Consider the following 20,329-nt stretch of genomic DNA (forward strand, 5'->3'; position numbering starts at 1 on the left):
TGCGGAAGGGCTGAGCGGCTCGTTCAGAATCTTGCGGACAGTCCCGCGGTCCACCGTCGCGGCGTGCCGGGCCCGAGGCTGCGTGGATTGCCGGCGTCCGGCGCTTCGGCGAGCTCGATCTCGCCGGTCTCGGAGAACGTGCCGAAGGTCGTGTACCGGGCATCGAACACGTTGCGCAATTCCCCGAACAGCTTCAGCCCGCGTCCGATTGCGATGCTGCCGCGCAGGTCGACGATGGCGAAGCCGTCCGTCTTGGGCCGGTCATTGCTCTCGTCGCCGAACAAAAACTGCCCCGACTGCGCCTGCACGTCGCCGCCAAGCGTGAAACCGTCGCCCGCATAGTCCACCGACACCAATCCGCGATGGCGCGGCACACCCGGCAACCGGTCGCCCGGCGTCACCGCGATATGCCCCTCCCCGTCAGCGGCGGGATTATCCGGGCTGTTGAGCGCGAGCGGCGTCCGGAAGGTCGCATCTGTGAAGGCATAGCCCGCCCGCAGCGTCCACGCTCCGCGGCGCGCGCCGATATCGAGTTCCACCCCTTGTCGCCGCGTTTCGCCGACATTCTGGAAATAGGCACGGCCACGCGTTTCGGCGGCGACGAACTGGATGTCGTCATGGCTGGTGGTGCGATAGCCGGAAAGCAGCCAGTCGACCGTCCAGGCACCGTCGCTATGGCCCGAAGCGCCCGCTTCCCAGCTTGTCGCCACCACCTGTTCGAGCGGCGGATCGCCGACGAAGAAATTGGTGAGGCTGCACGGCGCCTCCGGATCAGCACAGGCGAGTTCCGCCGGCGTCGGCGCGCGATTGGTCTCGGCATAGCCGGCGCGGATCGAGACAGCGCTTGAGATGGCATAATCGAGTTCGACACCGGGATTGAGCCGCTGGAAATGGTGCTCGCCATTGAGCACCGCGCCGCGCTGATCGTCGAGCAAGACGCGGGCGTCATTCCAGCGCAGCCCCAGTTCGGCCGACAGCCGCGGCCCGAGCGGCAACGTCTCCGACACGAAGACGCCGGTATAGCGCGTCAGACCGACCACCTCGACCGGCGTGATCGCGCTGTCCGCCTGTTCGATGACCGGCCCGAGCCCCGCCACATTGCGGGCTTCGGTGAGTTTGCCGAGTTCGGTGGAGGCGGCGAAGCGGCTGCGGCCGCGATCGTGGCTGGCGCCCACCACCAGCCGGTTCTTTCCGCCGAACAGCGGGCGGGTATCGACGAGCTGGACGAGCGCGCCGCCGGCGCGGCTTTGCGTCTCACCGCGATTGAGCACGCCATAGCCCTCGCCGCCCAGCACATCGGCGATCGGCGTGCCCGCGCGGTCGGTGAGGATGCTCTCCTCCCCTTCCTCATCATCATCGTCAGCGGCCGCTTCGAGGCACAGCAGCCCCGTATTCGCCGCCGTCTCGCATGGCTCGATGTCGGCAGCGTCGCCGTTCACCGTCTCCTGATGAAGCCGCTGCGCATACAGGCTCGCCTCGATCCGGGTGTGCGGCCCCAGCCCCAGCCAGGGATGCACGCTCACCCGAGCAAAGCGATTGCGGGTGTTGTCGGGCCAGGTGAACACCGCCCGCCGATCGGCCGCGAGCAGTTCGACCGGCGCCGAGCCGTTGCCGGTGAGATCGGTATCGGCGAGGATCGCCTTGGCGTGAATCCCGGCATTCTCCCCGTCCCAGCCGAGATCGGCGAAGCCGTTGTAGAGCGCCGAGGGCGAGTAGCGCCGCCAGCCGCCGTCATGCTGTTCGTTGACCGCCAGATAGGCGCTCCACGGCCCCGAGGACGTGCCGAGCTCCGCCGCGAACTCGCCGCGCCCGTAGTTGCCGCCGGCGCCGCTCAGCCGCGCGCCGGGCGCAGTGCGGCCGGTCTTGGTCTCGACCACCACCGCCCCGCCCAGCGCATTGAGGCCATAGACGGGACTTGCATCCTTGATAGTGATGCGGCGCACCGCATTTACGGGCAGGAGATCGAAATCCACCGTGTCGCCGAACGGCTGGTTGAACCGCGCGCCGTCGATGTAAAAGGCGAGCCCCTGCGCATTGCCCTGCAACGGAGAGGCGACGAATCCGCGATAGACGAGGTTGGGCTGGAACGGATTGGACTGCGCCTCTGACAGCGACACGCCCGCAACGTTGCGCGCCATGCCACCCGAAAGATCGGTCGTTCCGCCCCGCTTCAGATCGTCGGAGGTGACGGTGATCGCGTCATCCTCGTCCAGATCGCCGCCCGGCGCGGTGACGACGATGTCGCGGCGCGGCTCGGGTTTCGGCGCCGTTTCCGATTCCGCCTGCGCCAGCGCCGCCGGCGACGTCATCAGCGCAGCGATTGTCAGGAGCGTCGGCGGCAGCGGTCGCATTATCCTATTCTCAGCCCGATCCACAGCGTCCGCGGCGTGCCGAGGTCGAGGGATCCGGCATCGCTGCGCGTCACGACGGTCTCGTCGAAGAGGTTTTCGGCACGCCCCACAAGACTCACTCCTTTGCCCAGCGGCAGTTCCGCCACCGCATCGACAGTGAAGGCATCCGGCAGGGAGTCGGTTTCCAGATCGTCTTCATACTGGCGCCCGGTATAGCGCAGCGTCGTCGACAGAAGCGCCCCGCTGCGCGGCGCCCAGGCCAGCGTCGTGCTGGCGCTGTGTCGCGGGCTCTGCGCCGGCTCACGCCCGTCGAGCGCCGCCGAGGCGCCCGACCCGACAACCTTGCTGTCGTTATAGGCGTAAGAGGCGCTCAGCGCGAACGCGCCGCGCTCCGCCCGCGCATTCACCTCGACCCCCTTGGCCTCGATCGCATCGACATTGCGGCGCTGGCGCAGATCGGGACCGATGGTCACGTTGGCGATGGCGCCGTCGAGCCGGTTGTAGAAGGCGGTCACACCCAGCGACACGCCCTCGGCCGGAGTCAGATCGAAGCCCGCCTCCGCACCCTTCATGCGTTCGGGATCGAGCGCCGCATTGGCCTCGGTCACCACGGGATAGACGACGTATGGCCGATAGAGTTCGTTCAGCGTCGGCAGGCGAAAGCCCGTATAGGCCGCGGCGCGCAGCGCCAGATGCTCGCCGGCGTGGAACAGCGCGCCCACCCGGCCGGTCGCCTCTACGCCGTCGCGATCGGCATAGCGGTCGTTGCGCGTCAGCACGCCATCGGCGCTCAGCTCGCGATAAAAGCCGCCGGTGATCGTCCAGCGGTCGATGCGGCCGCCGCCGGTCAGCACCAGCGGCCCCAGCGTCCAGTCGTCCTCCACGAAAAGGCCGAGCGTCTGCGTCTGTCCGCCCGCGTGGCGATGCGCCGTCGCCGCGCCGCCGCTATAGGGATCCTCGTACAACGCCCCGTCCGCCAGCCGGGTGTCGACGCCGATCCGTAGCAGGTGGCCGTCGCCGACCGGCGGCCGCACCTCGATCTTGCCGCCCAGCCCGGTCGAGGGCGTGTTGCGCTGATCGAGCACCAGTTGGTGACTCGACGAACTGATGACGCGGTTGGAAAAGTTGCGCGCCTGGACATAAGCGAGTGCATCGACCTGCCACGGACCGCGATGGATCAGCCGGACGCTGGCGTCGTTCGCTTCGGTGCTGCTGTCGGCGCCGGTGAAGCGCAACGTGCGATCGTCACGATAGACCACACCGCGCGCCTGCACCTCCGTGTCGGCGTCGATCGGCGCGGCCATGCGCAGCGAGGTCGACCAGTTGCGATATCGCGCCCGCGCCGTGGCGGGGTCCCGCTGGTCCTGCGGCGTGGTGTAGAAACCGTCGGAGCGGTCGAACTGCCCCGAAAACGACACGAATCCCACGCCCACGTCCGGCGACACGCTGGCGGAGAGCATCTGCGAATCGCGGCTGCCGTAAAAGCCGTCCGCTTCGTAAAGCGGCAACGAGTCGCGGCCGGCGCTGATCAGTTCGATCGTTCCCGCCACCGCGCCGGCGCCGAACGGGCCCGTCCCGCCGCCGCGGGTCACCCGTACCGCCTTCAGCCGGTCGGGCGCGATCGCGTTGAACGGAATATACCCGAAGAAGGGGTCGGCCTGCGGCACGCCGTCGAGCAGCACCAATGCGCGGCTGGTCGCATTGCCGCCGATAGCGCGCAGTGTCACGCCCTGGGCGGTGGGGTTTGCAGAGCGGCTGTCCGAGCGGCGGAACTGCTGCAGCCCGGCAACATCGCGCAGCACGTCCTCCAGCCGGCCGGACGCCGAATGGGTCAGCCGCTCGCGGTCGATCGTCGCAACGCCATAGGCCGCCGCGCCGGCCGTCGGCGGGAGCGCTTCGCCGTCGACGACGATGTCTTTCGTCGATCCTGCGTCCTGGTCCCGGTCCTTCGCCTTCGCGCCGACCGGCAGAGCCGTAGCCATGGCAAGAAGGGTGATCAGGAAATTGCGGTAGATGAAGAACATAGGCCCGCCTGCACTTATGGGTGGCGCCCGCCTACACGTCCCGCCTCCGAGAATACAAGTTCGTCGGGTCTGCGCCGGAAATCGGCCAGGGCACCATGCGCGCCAGCACCCCGTCGCGCAGCAGAACGCCGTGGCGCAGGGCGGCCGCGATGTGACCGGTTGCCAGCGCCAGCATCGTCCAGCCGAGCACCCGGTGCGCCGATCCCGCCGCTACCGCCATGATGCTTCCCGGGGCCACATCCAGCTTCGGCAGGGGTGCGAGATAGAACCAGACCAGCGGATAAGCGCCGGCAGAGGTCATGACATAGCCGGTCAGGGGCAGCAGCAGCATCATTGTGTAAAGTAGGACATGCGTGGCGCCCGCCGCCCGGCGCTCCCATGGCCGCAGCGACGGCAGCGACGGCGGGCGGTGCCGCATCCGCCAGCAGAGCCGGACAAAAGCCAGCGCGAGGACGCAAATCCCGATGGACTTGTGGATCGGCATCGGGCTCGCACCCGTCCACCGTTCCAGTTCCTCATGCAGCAGACCAAGCGGCAGGTTGATGAGGATCAGGACCGCCATGCACCAATGCAGTGCCCGCGCCACTGCATTGTAGCGCATCGACGCCTGCTCGTGGCGCGCATCTGTCGAAGGGGCTGCGGCTATTTCGTCCCGGTTCGGCATTCCATGCGCCCCACCGCTCCTCGTCATCATTGCGCTCGACGAAGATTTTCGCGCCGCTTCTGCGGCGAACCAGGCCGCGAAGGAGGCGATTCGCCACCCGCTCATCTGTGGCGGCAGCACAATGGTGGTTCAACCCTCGACCCGCCGGGGTTTCGGTTGCGAGGGAAATCCGTGCAGGCCCGAAAGAGCGACTATGCTCGTTCCAGACGCCTAGCTGCGCTCCGGGCCGGCGACTGTCGCACGCCCCACTGCCGGCCAGGGGCCTGCACGATTACCGCCTCCGTGTCTTTCGGGTCGACCACAGCATTGCCGCGAGGCCGCCGAGCAGGACCGCCACGGCCGCGGCGCCGGCGGGCCGGCGCTGCGCCGCCGTGTAGAGACTGACCCGCCGCGGCCGCTCGCGGCGCGATCGTTCGCGACCCTCATCGAACGGGGCGAACACGGCATCGCGCCGCGTCTTTGGCGTCTCCCTGTCGTAGAGCTTTCGGCGCATGAAGGGCGTGATCCAGTCGAGCAGGCGCGGAAAATGGACGCCCGCCAGCACCTGAAGCCGCCCTACCCCACCCACGGTCACCACGCGGACAGGATGCTCGCAGGCGTGAAGCACGGCGTCGGCGACCAGTTGCGGGTCATAGGCAGGCGGCGGAATCAGCGCCTCGCCGGAACCGTGATTTGCCGCATGCTCGCCGATCGGCGTGTCGATTCCCGACGGTTTCACCAGCGTGATCGAAATCGGAAGGCCATCGGCGCGGACCTCCAGGGCAAGGCTTTCGATATAGCCTTTGACCGCATGCTTGGCGGCGGCATAGGCCCCCAGCACCGGGGTCGGTATATCGCAGACGATGGAGCCGATCGCAATCAGGGCGCCGCCGCGTTCGCGCAGGTGGCGGATCGCCGTTTCGGCGCTGTTGACGGTGCCGAAATAGTCGGTGCGGAACAGTCGTTCATGTTCCTCCAGCGGTGTGTCGAGCAACCGTCCGTAGATCGCCACGCCGGCATTGCTGATCCAACTGTCGATATGGCCGAACCGCGCAACCGCCGCATCGCCCGCGGCGCGAAGCTGAGCGGCGTCTCCGACATCCGCCACGGCAAATTCGGCCACGCCGCCGGCTGCGATGATCTGATCGCGAATCTGCTCGAGCGCCCTGCCGTCGCGGGCAACCAGCATCACGCGCGCGCCCCGCGCTGCCGCGTTCCTCGACACAACGAGTCCGATGCCCGAGGTGGCACCGGTGATAACGACGACCTGCTCGGCCAGCGGCTTCAGTCGAATTGCCATGGCGACACCTCCATCATGCCAAAGCAGCCGGAAGCGGGATGTTCCAATCGCGGCCACCCGGCGCGCCCCAAATATGCGAAATGGCAATCGGAAGCGGGACACGGACATCATCGGCGCCAGGCGCGTTCCTTTCGCGAGGAGGATGAAAATGACCGAAAAGAAATCCGAAAACGGCGCACCACAACCGGATCGCAAGCACCAGGCCGCAAGTCGGCGCAAATCATCCGACGACGCAAAACGTAACGACGCCGTGCGAAAGGAGCCCGATCCGGCGGAGGGCGCGGACGATATTCCCGGTCCCGATTCCGGTTCGCCGGAGGGCTGATCACGGGGTGCCGGCTTCCGGATTGCCGGGAATCCACATCGAAGATGCTGGTTCGGCATCCTTGTTCCCGAACCGCATAATCGCCCTACTCCTTTACCTGCAGATAGCGAATATTATTTATGCGCGGGCCGCATCCGCGGCCGGTAAATACGATTCACCGGGGGCAAACGAGCGCGTGAACAGTTCAGTGGACTTGCAAACGGTGCCGCTTTCGGATCGCTTTCGGCTGCTTGTCGAGGCGGTTACCGACTATGCGATCTACATGCTCGATCCCGAGGGAACGATCATTACCTGGAATCCGGGCGGCCGGCGCTTCAAGGGCTATGAAGAGCACGAAATCGTCGGCCGCAATTTCTCCTGCTTCTTCACCGAAGAGGATCGCGAGGGAGGCCTGCCGCAGCAGATTCTGCGCACGGCGGCGACCGAAGGACGGTGCGAGGGCGAAGGCTGGCGCGTCCGCAAGGACGGATCGCAATTCTGGGTCCACGCCGTAGTCGACGCGATCATGAGCGACGACGGCCAATTGCTCGGCTTTGCAAAGATCACGCGCGACATCACCGAAGAGCATCTGCGACGCACCGCACTGTACGAAAGCGAGCAGCGGTTCCGGCTGCTGGTGCAGGGCGTGCACGACTATGCGATCTACATGTTGGATCGGGACGGAAACGTCACGAACTGGAATTCGGGGGCCGAAGCCATCAAGGGCTATTCCGCCGACGAGATCATCGGCCATCATTTCTCGCGCTTCTACACGCCCGAGGAACGCGAACGCGGAGAACCGGCAAACGCGCTCGCCACTGCATTGCGGGAAGGCCGCTATGAACGCGAAGCGCAGCGCGTACGAAAAGACGGCACGACTTTCTGGGCGCATGTCGTACTCGAGCCGATCCGCGACGAACAGGGCGAGCATGTCGGCTTCGCCAAAGTCACACGGGATATCACGGAACGGCGCAGGTCGCAGGAAGAACTGGAAGAAGCCCGCATCGCACTGGCGCAAGCGCAGAAGCTGCAGGCGCTGGGCGAGTTGACCGGCGGAATCGCGCACGATTTCAACAATCTGATGACCGTTGTACGGGGCTCCGCCGAGTTGCTCGCGCGCCCCGGCCTCAGTGAAGAGAAGCGCCAAAGATATGTGACGGCGATCGCGGAAACCGCAGATGTCGCCGCGAACCTTACCCGGCGGCTCCTCGCCTTCGGCCGCCGCCAGGCACTCACCCCCGAAGTCATCGACACGCGGAGCCGCCTCACGACCTTTTCCGACGTCCTCGACCGCACGATCGGAGAGCAGGTCGAGGTGAAGCTGGATCTCGCCAAGGCAGTCCATCCCCTCGAAGTCGACATCGCGGAATTCGAGGCGTCGCTGCTCAACGCCGCCCTCAATGCCCGGGACGCCATGCCCGGTGGCGGCACGTTGACGATCAGCGCCTGCAACATCGCAAGCGACAGTGTGCGAATTTCGATCGGGGACACGGGCGAAGGAATCCCGCCCGACGTGCTGGAGCGGGTCTTCGAACCGTTCTTCACCACGAAGCAGGTGGGCAAGGGAAGCGGTCTGGGTCTGAGCCAAATCCACGGTTTTGTGGCGCAGTCCGGCGGCCGTGTAGAGATCGAATCGTCTCAGGGGGAAGGCACCACCATAAGCCTTTTCCTTCCGGCATCGCGCAAGTCGCTGCCGCGTGAAGCACGTGCCGAACCGGACGGCAACATACCCGCCAACTTTCGCGTTCTGCTGGTAGAGGACAACGACGCCGTACGCTCCTTTGCCGAGACGCTCCTGCGCGAATTCGGCGCGCAGGTGACGGCTGCGGGATCCGGCCGGGAGGCGCTGGAGTTGCTCAACGGCAACAGCTTCGACCTGGTGTTCTCCGACGTCGTCATGGCAGACATGACCGGGATCGAGATGGCCAGGCACATCCACGAAAACCGTCCCACCCAACGAATCGTGCTCGCGACGGGCTACAGCAAGGAAGTAGCCGGCGGGGAAGCGGCGGGCTACGAAGTCGTCCGCAAACCCTATGGTGCATCGAGTCTCCGTCCTGTGCTGGCACGGGCACTCGCCTCGACCGACCAGCGATAGACGCTGTCTCCCGCGATCTGGCGCCAGGTCGAGCGATTTCTAATCTATGTCAGTGAAGACGGCGGGAAAGGCTGACACGTACGTGATACAGCCGCTGTGCCGACTGGATCGAAGCGCAAATTCCGGAGTCGACATCGAGGGTGCCTTTCGTTTCCAACGCAAATAGTCGACATGTAAAGCGCACCCCGCCCCTTACGGGCATTTCTGTCGAAGAGGATGCCGAGCGTTGAGCCAATTGTTCAAGCCGGCAGCCAATAGCTGGGCCCGCTGGTCCCTGGCCGCGATCCTGCTTGTGCCCCTGAGCCTGGCGATCATCGCCGGGGCGGTGACGCGCAGCGGCTATGTGACCGGCGAGGGGCGCTTCGTCGACCAGATCGTCCCGTTCAGCCACAAGCACCATGCCGGCGATCTCGGCATCGATTGCCGTTACTGCCACACCGGTGTCGAGACGCAGGCCAGCGCAGTGGTGCCGCCGACGCATACCTGCATGACCTGTCATTCGCAGCTTTACACCGACGCCGACATGCTGGCCCCGGTGCGGCGAAGCCTGGCGGAAGGCAAGCCGCTCGAATGGAAGCGGGTGAACCGGCTGCCCGATTACGCCTATTTCGACCATCACGTCCATGTGAAGAACGGCGTTCCCTGCGCCGCCTGCCACGGCGATGTGCGCCGGATGCCGTTGTTGCGTCAGACAGCGCCGCTGACGATGGACTGGTGCGTATCGTGCCACCGCGACCCGGAAGACAAGATCGTGGCGCCGGAGCGGGTGTTCGACAGCGCACCGTACGAGAATCGAACGCCCGCAGACCGCGCGTTCGCCCGCTCCCGCATGATCGAGATCGCCCATCACGGCCGCAATCTCACCGAGTGTTCGATATGCCATCGGTAAGGGGGGAGATGGACCGGAGGGCGTTGTTGCGCCTCATCGCCGGCGGCGCGGCGGCCACCGTCGCCGGCTGCACGCCGCCCAACCAGAAAATCTATCCTTACGTGAACCAGCCGGAGGGCACGCTGCCGGGCAGCATCCGGCGCTATGCCACAACGGTGCCGCTTGCGGGTTACGGCCGCGGCGTAACCGGTCTCGTCACCGACGGCAGGCCGATCAAGCTCGAAGGGCTGGAGACGCATCCGGCCAGCCTCGGTGCAACCGACCTCTTCGCCGAAACCGCGCTGCTGGATCTCTACGATCCGCAACGGCTGCAGACGGTCGGCGGCCCGCCCGGCATCGCGAGCTGGGCCACCGCGGCGGAAGCGATCCATACCCGCCGGTCGACGGCCGGCGGCGAAGGCATCGCGATCCTGACCGGTCGCATCACCTCGCCTACGCAACTGCGAGAACTCAATCGGCTGCGCCGCCGCTTCCCGGCGATACGCCATGTCGCCTGGGAACCGCTCGACCACGACACCGTCCTTGCCGGTGCCGAAATGGCGACAGGCAAGCGGCTTCTCCCCCGCCCCCGGCCGCAGGATGCGGACGTGATCCTGGCCATCGGCGCCGATCCGCTGGGTCCCGGGCCGGACCAGATTGCCTTCGCCCGACACTGGTCCGAACGGCGCAGGGCGTCACCGCCGCCGCGCCTCTACGTCGCGGAGCCGTCGCTGACCAATACCGGCGCCATGGCGGACCGGCGGCTGGCGCTGGACCCGGCGAACCTCGCGCGCCTGGCGCATCTGCTGGCCGCCGCGCTGGGCGGGGCGACGGATGCGCCGGACGCGCCGGCGCCGCTTGTCGAATTCGCTGCCAAGGCGGCGCGCGACCTGTCGCAGGCCAAGGGCCGCGCGCTTGTCCTCGCCGGCCGCAGCGAACCGGCGGAGATGCACGCATTCGCCGCATGGGCCAATGCCCTGCTCGCGGCACCGCTCGACTGGATCGAGCCGGTCGGCGATACCGGCACGCAGGCACGGGACCTAACCGGGCTTGCCGCCGACATGCATGCCGGCGCGATCGACACGTTGATCGTGCTGGAGGCCAATCCGGTATATGCCGCGCCGCCCGCTCTCGACTTCGCCGGTGCGATGGCGCAGGTGCCGCTGACGGTCACGGCATCCCAGTTCCCGAACGAAACCGTTGCGCTGTCCGACTGGGTTCTGCCGATCAGCCATCCGCTGGAGGAATGGAACGACTGGCGCGGTCCCGACGGCACGGCGTCGATCGCGCAGCCGCTGGTCCAGCGCTTCTACGACAGCCGCGCGGCCTCCGACGTGCTGGCCCTGATCGGCGATCCCGCGGCGACCGCCGAAAGCCTGCGACGGGTACGCACGACCTGGGCGAATCTCGACGACACCGCCTGGAAGATAGCGGTGGTGGCCGGCGTCGTCCCGGATAGCGCGCCGAGCCCGCAACCGGTGACGGCGGGTTCGCTCGTCCTTCCGCCGATCCGCTCCGCTGATGCGTCGTTCCTGGAAATCCGCCCCTCCCCCACGCTGTGGGACGGCGTGCGCGCCAACAATGCATGGGCGCAGGAATGCCCCGATCCGATCAGCAAGGAAGTCTGGGGTGCCAGCGCGCGCCTGAACATCGACGAAATGCGCGAGCGGGCGATCGGCGACGGCGAACTGATCCGCATCGCGGCCGGGGAGCAATCGATCACCCTGCCCGCTCGCGGAACCAGCGGTCAGGCACGCGGCGTCGTCACCATCATGGCCGGATATGGCCGGCACGATTCCGGCGCGGTGGCCGACGGGATCGGCGAAAACGCATGGCGCTTGTCGGGCGCGCAAGCCGTCACGCTCACCCCGACCGGCGAGCGCGGTCCGACGGTGAGCACGCAAGGCGTCTTCGCGCTGGACGGAGAGCTGGAGAAGATCTTCCGCGTGATCGCGCCGGGCGAAGAGGTGCCGGAAAAGAAGCACCAGCCGACGCTGCTCCCGAACCACGCGGCCAAGGATGCGCCCGATCCGCAATGGGCGATGACGATCGACACCGACGTCTGCATCGGCTGCAACGCTTGCGTGGTCGCGTGTCAGGCGGAAAACAACATCCCCGTGATCGGCCCGGAAGAGATGGACGCGGGTCGCGACATGCACTGGCTGCGGGTCGACCGCTACGTCATCAGCGCGGAAGACGTCACCGGGTTCCAGCCGGTGCCGTGCATGCACTGCGAAAAGGCGCCGTGCGAACCCGTCTGCCCGGTCGAGGCCTCGGTCCACAATTCCGAAGGGCTGAACCTGCAGGTCTATAATCGCTGCATCGGCACGCGCACCTGCGAGGCGAATTGTCCGTACAAGGTCCGCCGGTTCAACTTCTTCGACTATTCCAGCCGTTCGGTCTGGGGCGATGCGGACGACGCCTCCATCACCGCGCAGCGCAATCCGAACGTGACCGTGCGCGACCGCGGCGTCATGGAAAAATGTACCTATTGCCTGCAGCGGATCAGCGCCGCGGAGCACGATGCCGATGCGAACGGCACGCCGGTCGGCAAGGTCGTGACCGCCTGCCAGGCCGCCTGCCCTACCAACGCCATCACCTTCGGCAGCATCTCGGACCCGGACAGCGCCGTCAGCAGGAAGAAGGAAGATCCGCGTCATTACGCGATGCTGGAGGATCTGGGCACGAAGCCGCGCACGACCTATCTCGCGCGCACCGTCAATGACGAGGGTGAGGCGTGATGGAGGCGCATCACCGCGACAGCGACCGACAGTGGACCCTCCCCTCGGTCAAAACGCTCGACCACGTCACCGAAACGGTGCTGTCGCCACTGATGGACCGAAAGGCCGGCAAATCTTACTGGATCGCCTTCGGCATCAGTCTCGTGGTGGCCGTGATCGGCTTTGCCGCCATAGGGTTCAGTCTCGCCTACGGACCGGGCCTGTGGGGCAACAATACCGCGGTAGTGTGGGGATTTCCCATCGCCAATTATGTCTGGTGGATCGGTATCGGCAATGCCGGCACGCTGATATCATCGCTGCTGCTCCTGACCCGGCAGCATTGGCGCGCCTCGATCAACCGTTTCGCCGAGGCGATGACGCTGTTCGCGGTATCGATGGCCGGTCTGTTTCCGATCCTGCACCTGGGGCGGCAGAACTATTTCTACTGGATGGCGCCCTATCCGAACACCATGGGTCTGTGGCCGCAGTGGCGCTCGGCGCTGGTGTGGGATTTCTGGGCCATTCTCTGCTACCTGCTGTTTTCGGTCATCTTCTTCTATGTCGGCCTGATCCCCGACCTGGCGGCGGTAAGGGATCGCCCCGGACGCCGCGGCTGGCGCCGTTTCTACGGCTTCTTCGCCATGGGGTGGCAGGGCACGCCAACCCAGTGGCGGGCGCAGGAACGCCTGCACCGCGCGCTCGCGGTACTGGCGGTGCCGCTGGTCTGCTCGGTGCATTCGATCGTCGGCCTCGATTTCGCCGCCTCGATGATGCCGGGCTGGATCGAGAGCCTGTTTCCACCCTATTTCGTCGTCGGCGCCCTGTTCTCGGGCTTTGCCATGGTGGTGCTGATCGCGCTGACGCTGCGCTGGGCGATGCGGCTGGAGGGCATCATCCTGCCCGCGCATTTCAACGCCATGGCCAAGATCCTACTTGCCTCCGCCATCGTCATGGGCGCGTCCTATTCGATGGAATGGTTCAGCGCCGCCTGGAGCGGCGAGGCGGCGGAACTGCGCGTGGTCGATTTCGAGTTCAACGGCCCTTATTGGCCGCTCTATGTGACGATGCTCCTCTGCAACGTCGTGGTGCCGCAGATCTTCTGGTGGCCCGGCGCGCGGACGAACGTCTTCGCGCTGGTCGGCGTGTCGCTTGCCGTTCTGGTCGGCATGTGGATCGAGCGGATCGTCATCATCATCGAGACGCTTTCGACCGGCTATGAACCCAGCTTTTTTCAGCTCTATTCCGCCACCTTCGTCGACTTCGCCATCCTGATCGGGACACTGTCGGCGTTCGTCTGGCTGTTCCTCGTCTTCGCCCGCCTGCTGCCGGTCTGTTCCATCTACGAAACGCGCGAGCTGCTCGCGAGGGAGCGCAAGGCATGAGCCATATCGCCGTCGCCATCGCCCGGTTCGACGACGAGGCGCCGTTCGTGCGGGCGCGCTCGCATGCGCGCGACCGCGGACTTCGGGTGCTCGGTGAGTGGTGCCCCTTCCCGCCATCCAGCTTGCCGGAACATTATCAGGCGCGCGCGGTCGTTTGGACGGTCGCGGTCGCGGGAATTGTCGGTGCGCTGGCCTTCTTCGTCCTCGAATGGTGGACGGCGTACGACTACCCCTTCAACAGCGGCGGTCGGCCGCTGTTCAGTTGGCAGGTCTTCATCGTTCCGGCGACGGAATTCCTCGCGCTTTCCGGGGCGGTCGGCGGCGTGATCGCGTTGTTCGTGGCGGCACGCCTGACACGGCTCAACCATCCCGCCTTCGACTTCGAAGAGGTGATGCACGCATCGCGCGACAGCTTCGTCCTCGCGCTCGCCTGCGACACGGACGACAGCGCCAATTCCGCGATGGCCCTGCTGGCCGATGCCGGGGCCACCCACAGCCGCCTGGTCGAAGCATGAGGTGCCTGCCCTCCCTCCTGCTTGCCGTGGCGGCGGGCACGCTGGCGGCCGGATGCGACCTGTCGATGAAGAACCAGCCGCGCAACGACCGGATGGAAAGCCCCACCCTCTGGCCCGGCGGACCGCAGCGCGCACCGCCGCCGGCAGGCACCGTCGCGTTCGAGGACATAGCGCGCGACCGGGCGCTCGCTTATGCTCCCCCGATCACCGCCGCACTGCTGGAACGCGGACAGCAACGCTATGCGATCTATTGTTCCGTATGCCATGGGGAACGCGGCGAGGGCGACGGCATCGTCGTCCGGCACGGCTTTCCCGCCCCGCCTTCTTATCACACCGAGCGGCTCAGGGACGCACCGCCCCGGCACATCGTCGACGTCATTACCGACGGCTACGGGGTCATGTACAGCTATGCCGACCGGGTGCCGCCGACCGACCGCTGGGCAATCGCCGCCTATGTGAAGACGCTGCAGGTCGCCGGGCCCGAAAGGGAGGCTCGGTGATGCGCGCCTGGACCATCGGAGCTGTCGCGCTGGCCGCGGCGTTGCTGGCGCTCCTGATCGACCCCGTGGCGGTCGCGGCAGGATGGCGGGCCGGATTCCTCACGGCAGGCGCGCCCGTGCTGGGTGCGGTCCTGATGCTGATGATCGGCCGCGTGGTCGGCGCGGACTGGCGCCCCTTCGGCGTAATCGCAGCCGCCACCCCGATCATCCTTCTTGCCGGTCTGCCCATCCTTCCAGCGCAGTTCGCAAGCAACGTTCCGTCCCACCTGTCGGTATGGGGCAGCCCCTGGTTCATCGCCGGGCGGACGATTGCGGCCATCGGCGCGCTGGCCTTTGTCGGTCTATGCCTGGTTCGCGGAGCGTCGCTGACCTTCGCTGCCGTCTCGCTCGCCCTTTATGCGGTTCTGGTCTCGATCGTCGCCTATGACTGGCTGCTGGGCGGCAGCCTCGGCCACCCGATATCGTCGATCGGGATGATCCTGACCGCCGAACAGATCGGCGGCGCCTGCGCAGGGCTGCTGATCCTCGGGCTCGGCGACAGCGGCCTGCGGCGCGACATGTCCTACATGCTGATCGCGATGGGCCTGGCCCTCAGCTATCTGATCTTCATGGACTATCTGATCAAATGGTATGCCGACTTGCCGAGTCAGGTCGACTGGTATCTGGAACGCGACAACGCCATGTCGGCGATGGCGGGCGCGGCGCTGCTTCTGGGGCTGTTCGGGCCGATCATCAGCCTGACCCTCTCGAACGGCGAAGCCGGGCGCCGGGTCGCGGCGCTGTGTTCGCTGCTGGCGCTGGCGCTCATCAATCTCTGGTTCGTGAGCGGAGCGTGGCTGGCGGCGCTGGTCCAGGCCCTGGTCATCACATGGATGGCGGCATGGTCGCTTGCCCTTGCGCGTCGCCGCAATCTTCAGGAGGCGCATGGCTGACGAATCCGACGATCGCCACGAAGGCTGGGACGTGCCGTTCCGCAAGGGCGCGCTGATCGGCGTCGGCGTGCCGCTCTGCCTGCTGCTCGTCGTTCTGGCGACGGGAACCTGGTTCAATGTCACGCTGCAGCCGGGGACGTATCGCCAGCCGCAGCAATTTCCCGCCCCCGGATTGGATACCGGCATCAGCCGTCCCACCGTCGCCTCGGACGTCCCCGATCCGGCGGAGCCCGAGGACCCCGCCGTAACGCGGGCAAAGCGGATCGTGCTGCGCGACGGCATTCCCGACTGGCCGGAGGCGCGACCATGATCGGGCGGGCGCTTTTCGTTCTGCTGTTGGCGATCACGGCGGCAACACCTGCTGCCGCGAAACTGAGCCCCAACGACATTGCGCGGGCCGGCACGCGCCCGTCGCCGGACGCGCGCATGCCCGGCGATACGATGTGGACCGACCAGCGCGGCGCGCATGTCCGTCTGGGCGACCTTGTCGCGGGCAAGCCGACCGTGTTGCTGTTCGCCGACTATACCTGCCGGCACATTTGCGGCCCAGGTCTGACACTGACTGCCGGCGCGCTCGCCGACGGCGACATGCGGGTCGGCGAGGATGTCGCGTTCGTGATCCTCGGGCTGGACCCCAAGGACGGCCCGGCCGAGGCACGCGCCATGGCGAAGCGGCGGCTTGATTCCCTGCCCGAGATCGTCCGCAACGTGGAATTGCTCAGCGCCGATGCGAAGACGATCGCCAAGGCCGAAAGCGCCCTGGGCTTTACCGCCGTCTACGATCCGTCGACCGACCAGTACGCCCATGATGCGAGCGCCTATATCTTCAATGCGGACGGCAGGCTGACGAAGCTGCTGCCGGAGACGGCGCTCGTGCCGTCCCTGTTGGAAAAGGCGCTGAAAAGCAGTGGCGGCAGCGCAGGCGGAAACCAGAGCTTCCTCGCCCATGTCGCCACCGTCTGCTACGGATTCGCCGCGGCGAGCGGCATCTACGGCGCCACGATTGCGACCGCACTGAAAGCGGGCGGCGTGGTTATCCTGCTCGCATTCGGGCTGTTCTTCCTGCGCATGGCATGGAGGCGCCGGCATGCTGCCTGAAGCCTCGACCCTCGCCCCGCATATCGACCATCTCCTGTTGCTTCTGGTCGGTCTTTCCGCCGTGATCATCTGCGTGGTCAGCGTGCTCATATTCGGTTTCGCGATCCGTTACCGGCGCGGCTCCAAGGCGAGGCGCGGGCGGCTGCCCGACTGGATCGCGCGCGACGTGGAACTCGGCTGGACCGCGGCGACGCTGTTCGTGGCGCTGTTCCTCTTCTGGTTCGCCGCCTCGATGGAAACCTCGCAGTACGAGGTGCCGGCGGACGCCATGGAGGTCCATGTCGTCGCCAAGCAGTGGATGTGGAAGATCGAGCATCCCAACGGCCAGCGTGAAATCAACGCGCTGCACGTACCGGTCGGCGTACCCGTTCGCCTGGTGATGACGTCGCAGGACGTGATCCACAGCTTCTTCGTGCCGGCCTTCCGCATCAAGCAGGACGTCCTGCCCGGACGCTATACGGAAACCTGGTTCAACGCCACCAAGCCTGGAACCTATCACCTTTTCTGCGCCGAATATTGCGGCACCGACCATTCCAAGATGACCGGCGGCATCGTGGTGATGCCCAAACAGGACTATGCCCGCTGGAGCCGCGGCGTGAACACCCATGGCACGCTCGCCGGACAGGGCGCGCGCCTGTTCCGACAGCTCGGTTGCACCGGCTGCCACGGGGAATCGGCACGCGTCCGGGCGCCCTCGCTCGCCGGCATCTTCGGGCGAAAGCAGCCGATGTCCGATGGCGGGTTCAAGACCGTCGACGAGGCCTATCTCCACGATTCCATCCTGCGGCCGCAAAAGGACGTCGTCGCCGGCTACAAGCCGGTAATGCCGAGTTATCAGGGCATCGCCAGCGAAGACGACGTCGTCAGGCTGATCGCCTATCTGAAGTCGCCGAACGGAGGAGCGGTCGAATGAGCACGCGCGCCACGGCGCTGGTCGATCGCGAGCTGCGCTCGCCCAGCTATCTGCAAAACGGCACCGATCTCCGCTCGTGGCTGCTCACGACCGATCACAAGCGGATCGGCATCCTGTACGCGCTTTCGATCACGTTCTTCTTCTTTCTCGGCGGCATCGCCGCGACGCTGATCCGGATGGACCTGGTCACGCCGGCGGCCGACCTGTTGACCAACGACCAGTATAACCGCGCCTTCACGCTGCACGGCATCATCATGGTCTGGTTCTTCCTGGTGCCGTCGATCCCGACGACGCTCGGCAATTTCCTGCTGCCGCTGATGCTGGGTACGAAGGACCTCGCCTTTCCGCGCCTGAACCTGTTGAGCTGGTACATCTTCGTCGTCGGTGGCCTGCTGACGCTGTTCGCGCTGGTGGTCGGCGGCGTCGACACCGGCTGGACCTTCTACACGCCATTTTCGACGCTTTATTCGAACAGCCATGTGCTGCTTGCGGCGATGGGCGTGTTCATCGTCGGCTTCTCTTCGATCGCGACCGGCGTCAACTTCATCGCCACGACGCACATGCTGCGGGCAAAGGGGCTGACCTGGATGCGCCTGCCACTGTTCGCCTGGGCGATGTACACGACCAGCCTGGTGATGGTGCTGGCGACGCCGGTCCTGTCCATGTCGCTGCTGCTGGTTACGGCCGAGCGCGCCTTCGGCCTGCCGATCTTCGATCCGCGCGCCGGGGGCGATCCGCTGCTGTTCCAGCACCTGTTCTGGTTCTACAGCCATCCGGCCGTCTACATCATGGTGCTGCCCGCCTTCGGCGTGGTGTCGGAGATCATCACCTGCGAGGCGCGCCGGCGCATCTTCGGCTATCAGTTCATGGTCTATGCCATGGTGGTGATCGCCGTTATCGGCTTCATGGTCTGGGGCCATCACATGTTCGTGTCCGGGCAGTCGGCCTTCGCCAACCTCGCATTTTCCTTCCTGTCCTTCGTCATCGCCGTGCCGAGCGCGATCAAGGTCTTCAACTGGACGGGAACGCTCTATCGCGGTCAGATCCGCTTTTCCGCGCCGATGCTCTATGCCCTCGGCTTCGTCGGCCTGTTCACGATCGGCGGGCTGACGGGGCTGTTCCTCGCGTCGGTGCCGCTCGACGTGCACCTTACCGACACCTATTTCGTCGTCGCGCATTTCCACTACATCATGGTCGGCGGATCGGTGTCGGCCTTTTTCGGCGGCCTGCATTTCTGGTGGCCGAAGATAACGGGCCGCCTTTATTCGGAGCGCCTGGCCCAGTTCGCCGCGCTGTCGATGTTCTTCGGCTTCAACTTCACCTTCTTTCCGCAGTTCGTCATGGGCTGGATGGGCATGCCGCGGCGCTACCACGTCTATCCGCCCGAATTTCAGCCCTGGCATGTGATGTCCTCGGTCGGCGCCGCCGTCCTCGCCTTCGCATATGCCTGGCCGCTCTTCTATCTCGGCTGGTCGCTGTTCAAGGGAGAGAAGGCGCCGCCCAATCCGCATGGCGCCACAGGCCTGGAATGGCAGACGCGATCGCCGCCGCCCAAGGAGAATTTCGATTCCACGCCCGAGGTGACAGCGGGTCCCTACAAATATCATCCGCGCGAAAGCACGCCCGACGAGGTGGAGCAGGCGCAAAAGCCGCAGGAGCCGTGATGGCGGACGACCTCCTCCTGCACGAACCGTTCGAGAACCCGGCGCGCCAGCGGGTCGCCGTCCCGTTCGGCATGTGGGCCTTTCTAACCACCGAAATCCTGTTCTTCGCCGGCATATTCCTGTTCTACGCCCATAGCAGGTGGAACGGCGGACAGGCCTTTCTGGAAGGCGCGAAGGAAAGCGCCTTCTGGTATGGCACGATCAATACGGCGATCCTGATGACGAGCAGCCTCGCCATGGCGATCGCGGAACGCGCAAACCGACTGTCGGTGATGCCGCTCGTCCGCGCCATGCTGTGGCTCACCATCCTGCTCGGGACGGTGTTCCTCGTCGTCAAGGGGCTGGAATACCACAAGGATGTGAGCGAACACCTTGTCCCCGGACCGCACTTCAAGCTGGAGCATGGACCGGCGGAGCAGTTCTGGGCCTTCTACTGGACGGCGACCGGCGTCCATGCCGTCCATCTGACGATCGGCATCGGTGCCGTCATGCGGCTGGCCTGGATCGACTGGCGGTCGGATCTGTCGCGGCGGGATACCCTGATCGAGGCGACGGCGCTCTACCTGCACCTCGTCGACATCATCTGGTTGACGCTCTATCCACTACTGTATCTGGCAGGCCGACAATGACCCGAAACGAGCGCCGATACCTTCTGACCGGCCCGATCGCCACCTGGCTGGGCATGCTCCTTCTCGGCGCGATCAGTGCCGGCTACACCCAGATACCGGGAACACCGATCCGGCTGGTCGTCCAGCTCGTCCTGCTGTCGGTGCAACTTGCGCTGATTACCCTGTTCTTCATGCAGTTGCGCCGCGCCGAGGGGCTGGTCCGACTGGCTGCGATGGCGGGCGCCATCTGGGCATCCTTCCTGTTTCTCTTCGCCTTCAGCGACTATCTGACGCGCTGATTTCTCATACAACGCCGGCTTTTGAACCAAGCCATTGCTTTGGTCGGCTTTTAAAGTCGTGGCCCCCTTCTGTTCAGGCCCCGTCAATCCGCTATATGGCACCGTTCATC

General features: G+C 66.0%; 18 protein-coding genes. 14 read left to right on the forward strand and 4 right to left on the reverse strand.

Features of this window, described 5'->3' with window-relative positions:
* Positions 1-23: 23 nt before the first annotated feature.
* The 4 genes from RPR59_RS09545 to RPR59_RS09560 form a co-directional block, all read right to left on the reverse strand.
* On the reverse strand, positions 24-2,351 hold the full coding sequence (locus tag RPR59_RS09545) for a TonB-dependent receptor (protein WP_313913434.1): 2,328 nt from the start codon (positions 2,349-2,351) through the stop codon (positions 24-26).
* Positions 2,351-4,375 (reverse strand): TonB-dependent receptor plug domain-containing protein, encoded by a 2,025-nt coding sequence (locus tag RPR59_RS09550; RefSeq protein ID WP_313913436.1) that lies wholly within the window; start codon positions 4,373-4,375, stop codon positions 2,351-2,353. Before RPR59_RS09550 ends, RPR59_RS09545 begins: the two co-directional genes overlap by 1 nt.
* Before the next feature lie 31 nt (positions 4,376-4,406).
* Positions 4,407-4,937, reverse strand: coding sequence for a cytochrome b (locus RPR59_RS09555; protein WP_313913438.1), 531 nt, complete (start codon positions 4,935-4,937; stop codon positions 4,407-4,409).
* Between the two features lie 373 nt (positions 4,938-5,310).
* The gene (locus RPR59_RS09560) at positions 5,311-6,318 is read right to left on the reverse strand and encodes an SDR family oxidoreductase (RefSeq protein WP_313913440.1); all 1,008 of its coding nucleotides are present in this window, start codon (positions 6,316-6,318) and stop codon (positions 5,311-5,313) included.
* 148 nt (positions 6,319-6,466) lie between these two features.
* Here RPR59_RS09560 and RPR59_RS09565 point away from each other — a divergent pair, with 148 nt between their 5' ends.
* From RPR59_RS09565 to RPR59_RS09630, 14 genes are all read left to right on the forward strand, one after another.
* Entirely contained in the window at positions 6,467-6,643 is a 177-nt protein-coding gene (locus RPR59_RS09565; RefSeq protein WP_313913442.1) for a hypothetical protein, read from the forward strand.
* 187 nt (positions 6,644-6,830) lie between these two features.
* The gene (locus RPR59_RS09570; protein ID WP_313913444.1) at positions 6,831-8,720 is read left to right on the forward strand and encodes a hybrid sensor histidine kinase/response regulator; all 1,890 of its coding nucleotides are present in this window, start codon (positions 6,831-6,833) and stop codon (positions 8,718-8,720) included.
* A 226-nt stretch (positions 8,721-8,946) separates the two neighbouring features.
* Positions 8,947-9,609, forward strand: coding sequence for a cytochrome c3 family protein (locus tag RPR59_RS09575; protein WP_313913446.1), 663 nt, complete (start codon positions 8,947-8,949; stop codon positions 9,607-9,609).
* A 26-nt stretch (positions 9,610-9,635) separates the two neighbouring features.
* Entirely contained in the window at positions 9,636-12,329 is a 2,694-nt protein-coding gene (locus tag RPR59_RS09580) for a 4Fe-4S dicluster domain-containing protein (RefSeq protein WP_313913449.1), read from the forward strand.
* Complete coding sequence (gene nrfD / locus RPR59_RS09585; protein WP_313918443.1) at positions 12,329-13,690, forward strand: NrfD/PsrC family molybdoenzyme membrane anchor subunit; 1,362 nt, start codon at positions 12,329-12,331, stop codon at positions 13,688-13,690. Before RPR59_RS09580 ends, nrfD begins: the two co-directional genes overlap by 1 nt.
* Positions 13,687-14,205: a DUF3341 domain-containing protein gene (locus tag RPR59_RS09590; protein ID WP_313913451.1), complete on the forward strand. Its 519-nt coding sequence runs from the start codon at positions 13,687-13,689 to the stop codon at positions 14,203-14,205. The genes nrfD and RPR59_RS09590 overlap by 4 nt, the downstream gene beginning before the upstream one ends.
* Positions 14,202-14,705, forward strand: a complete 504-nt coding sequence (locus RPR59_RS09595) for a c-type cytochrome (RefSeq protein WP_313913453.1) — start codon at positions 14,202-14,204, stop codon at positions 14,703-14,705. The genes RPR59_RS09590 and RPR59_RS09595 overlap by 4 nt, the downstream gene beginning before the upstream one ends.
* Positions 14,705-15,637: a hypothetical protein gene (locus RPR59_RS09600; RefSeq protein ID WP_313913455.1), complete on the forward strand. Its 933-nt coding sequence runs from the start codon at positions 14,705-14,707 to the stop codon at positions 15,635-15,637. Before RPR59_RS09595 ends, RPR59_RS09600 begins: the two co-directional genes overlap by 1 nt.
* On the forward strand, positions 15,630-15,947 hold the full coding sequence (locus tag RPR59_RS09605) for a hypothetical protein (RefSeq protein WP_313913457.1): 318 nt from the start codon (positions 15,630-15,632) through the stop codon (positions 15,945-15,947). Before RPR59_RS09600 ends, RPR59_RS09605 begins: the two co-directional genes overlap by 8 nt.
* Positions 15,944-16,735 carry an SCO family protein gene (locus RPR59_RS09610; RefSeq protein ID WP_313913459.1) on the forward strand — a complete coding sequence of 264 codons (792 nt, stop codon included), beginning with the start codon at positions 15,944-15,946 and terminating at the stop codon, positions 16,733-16,735. The genes RPR59_RS09605 and RPR59_RS09610 overlap by 4 nt, the downstream gene beginning before the upstream one ends.
* Positions 16,725-17,648 carry a cytochrome c oxidase subunit II gene (gene coxB, locus RPR59_RS09615; RefSeq protein ID WP_313913462.1) on the forward strand — a complete coding sequence of 308 codons (924 nt, stop codon included), beginning with the start codon at positions 16,725-16,727 and terminating at the stop codon, positions 17,646-17,648. The genes RPR59_RS09610 and coxB overlap by 11 nt, the downstream gene beginning before the upstream one ends.
* Positions 17,645-19,312, forward strand: coding sequence for a cytochrome c oxidase subunit I (gene ctaD / locus RPR59_RS09620; protein WP_313913464.1), 1,668 nt, complete (start codon positions 17,645-17,647; stop codon positions 19,310-19,312). The genes coxB and ctaD overlap by 4 nt, the downstream gene beginning before the upstream one ends.
* Positions 19,312-19,941 (forward strand): cytochrome c oxidase subunit 3, encoded by a 630-nt coding sequence (locus tag RPR59_RS09625; protein ID WP_313913466.1) that lies wholly within the window; start codon positions 19,312-19,314, stop codon positions 19,939-19,941. The genes ctaD and RPR59_RS09625 overlap by 1 nt, the downstream gene beginning before the upstream one ends.
* The gene (locus tag RPR59_RS09630; RefSeq protein ID WP_313913468.1) at positions 19,938-20,219 is read left to right on the forward strand and encodes a hypothetical protein; all 282 of its coding nucleotides are present in this window, start codon (positions 19,938-19,940) and stop codon (positions 20,217-20,219) included. The genes RPR59_RS09625 and RPR59_RS09630 overlap by 4 nt, the downstream gene beginning before the upstream one ends.
* Positions 20,220-20,329 lie beyond the last annotated feature (110 nt).

This window comes from Stakelama saccharophila (assembly GCF_032229225.1).
In the GTDB taxonomy this organism is placed as follows: domain Bacteria; phylum Pseudomonadota; class Alphaproteobacteria; order Sphingomonadales; family Sphingomonadaceae; genus Sphingomonas; species Sphingomonas saccharophila.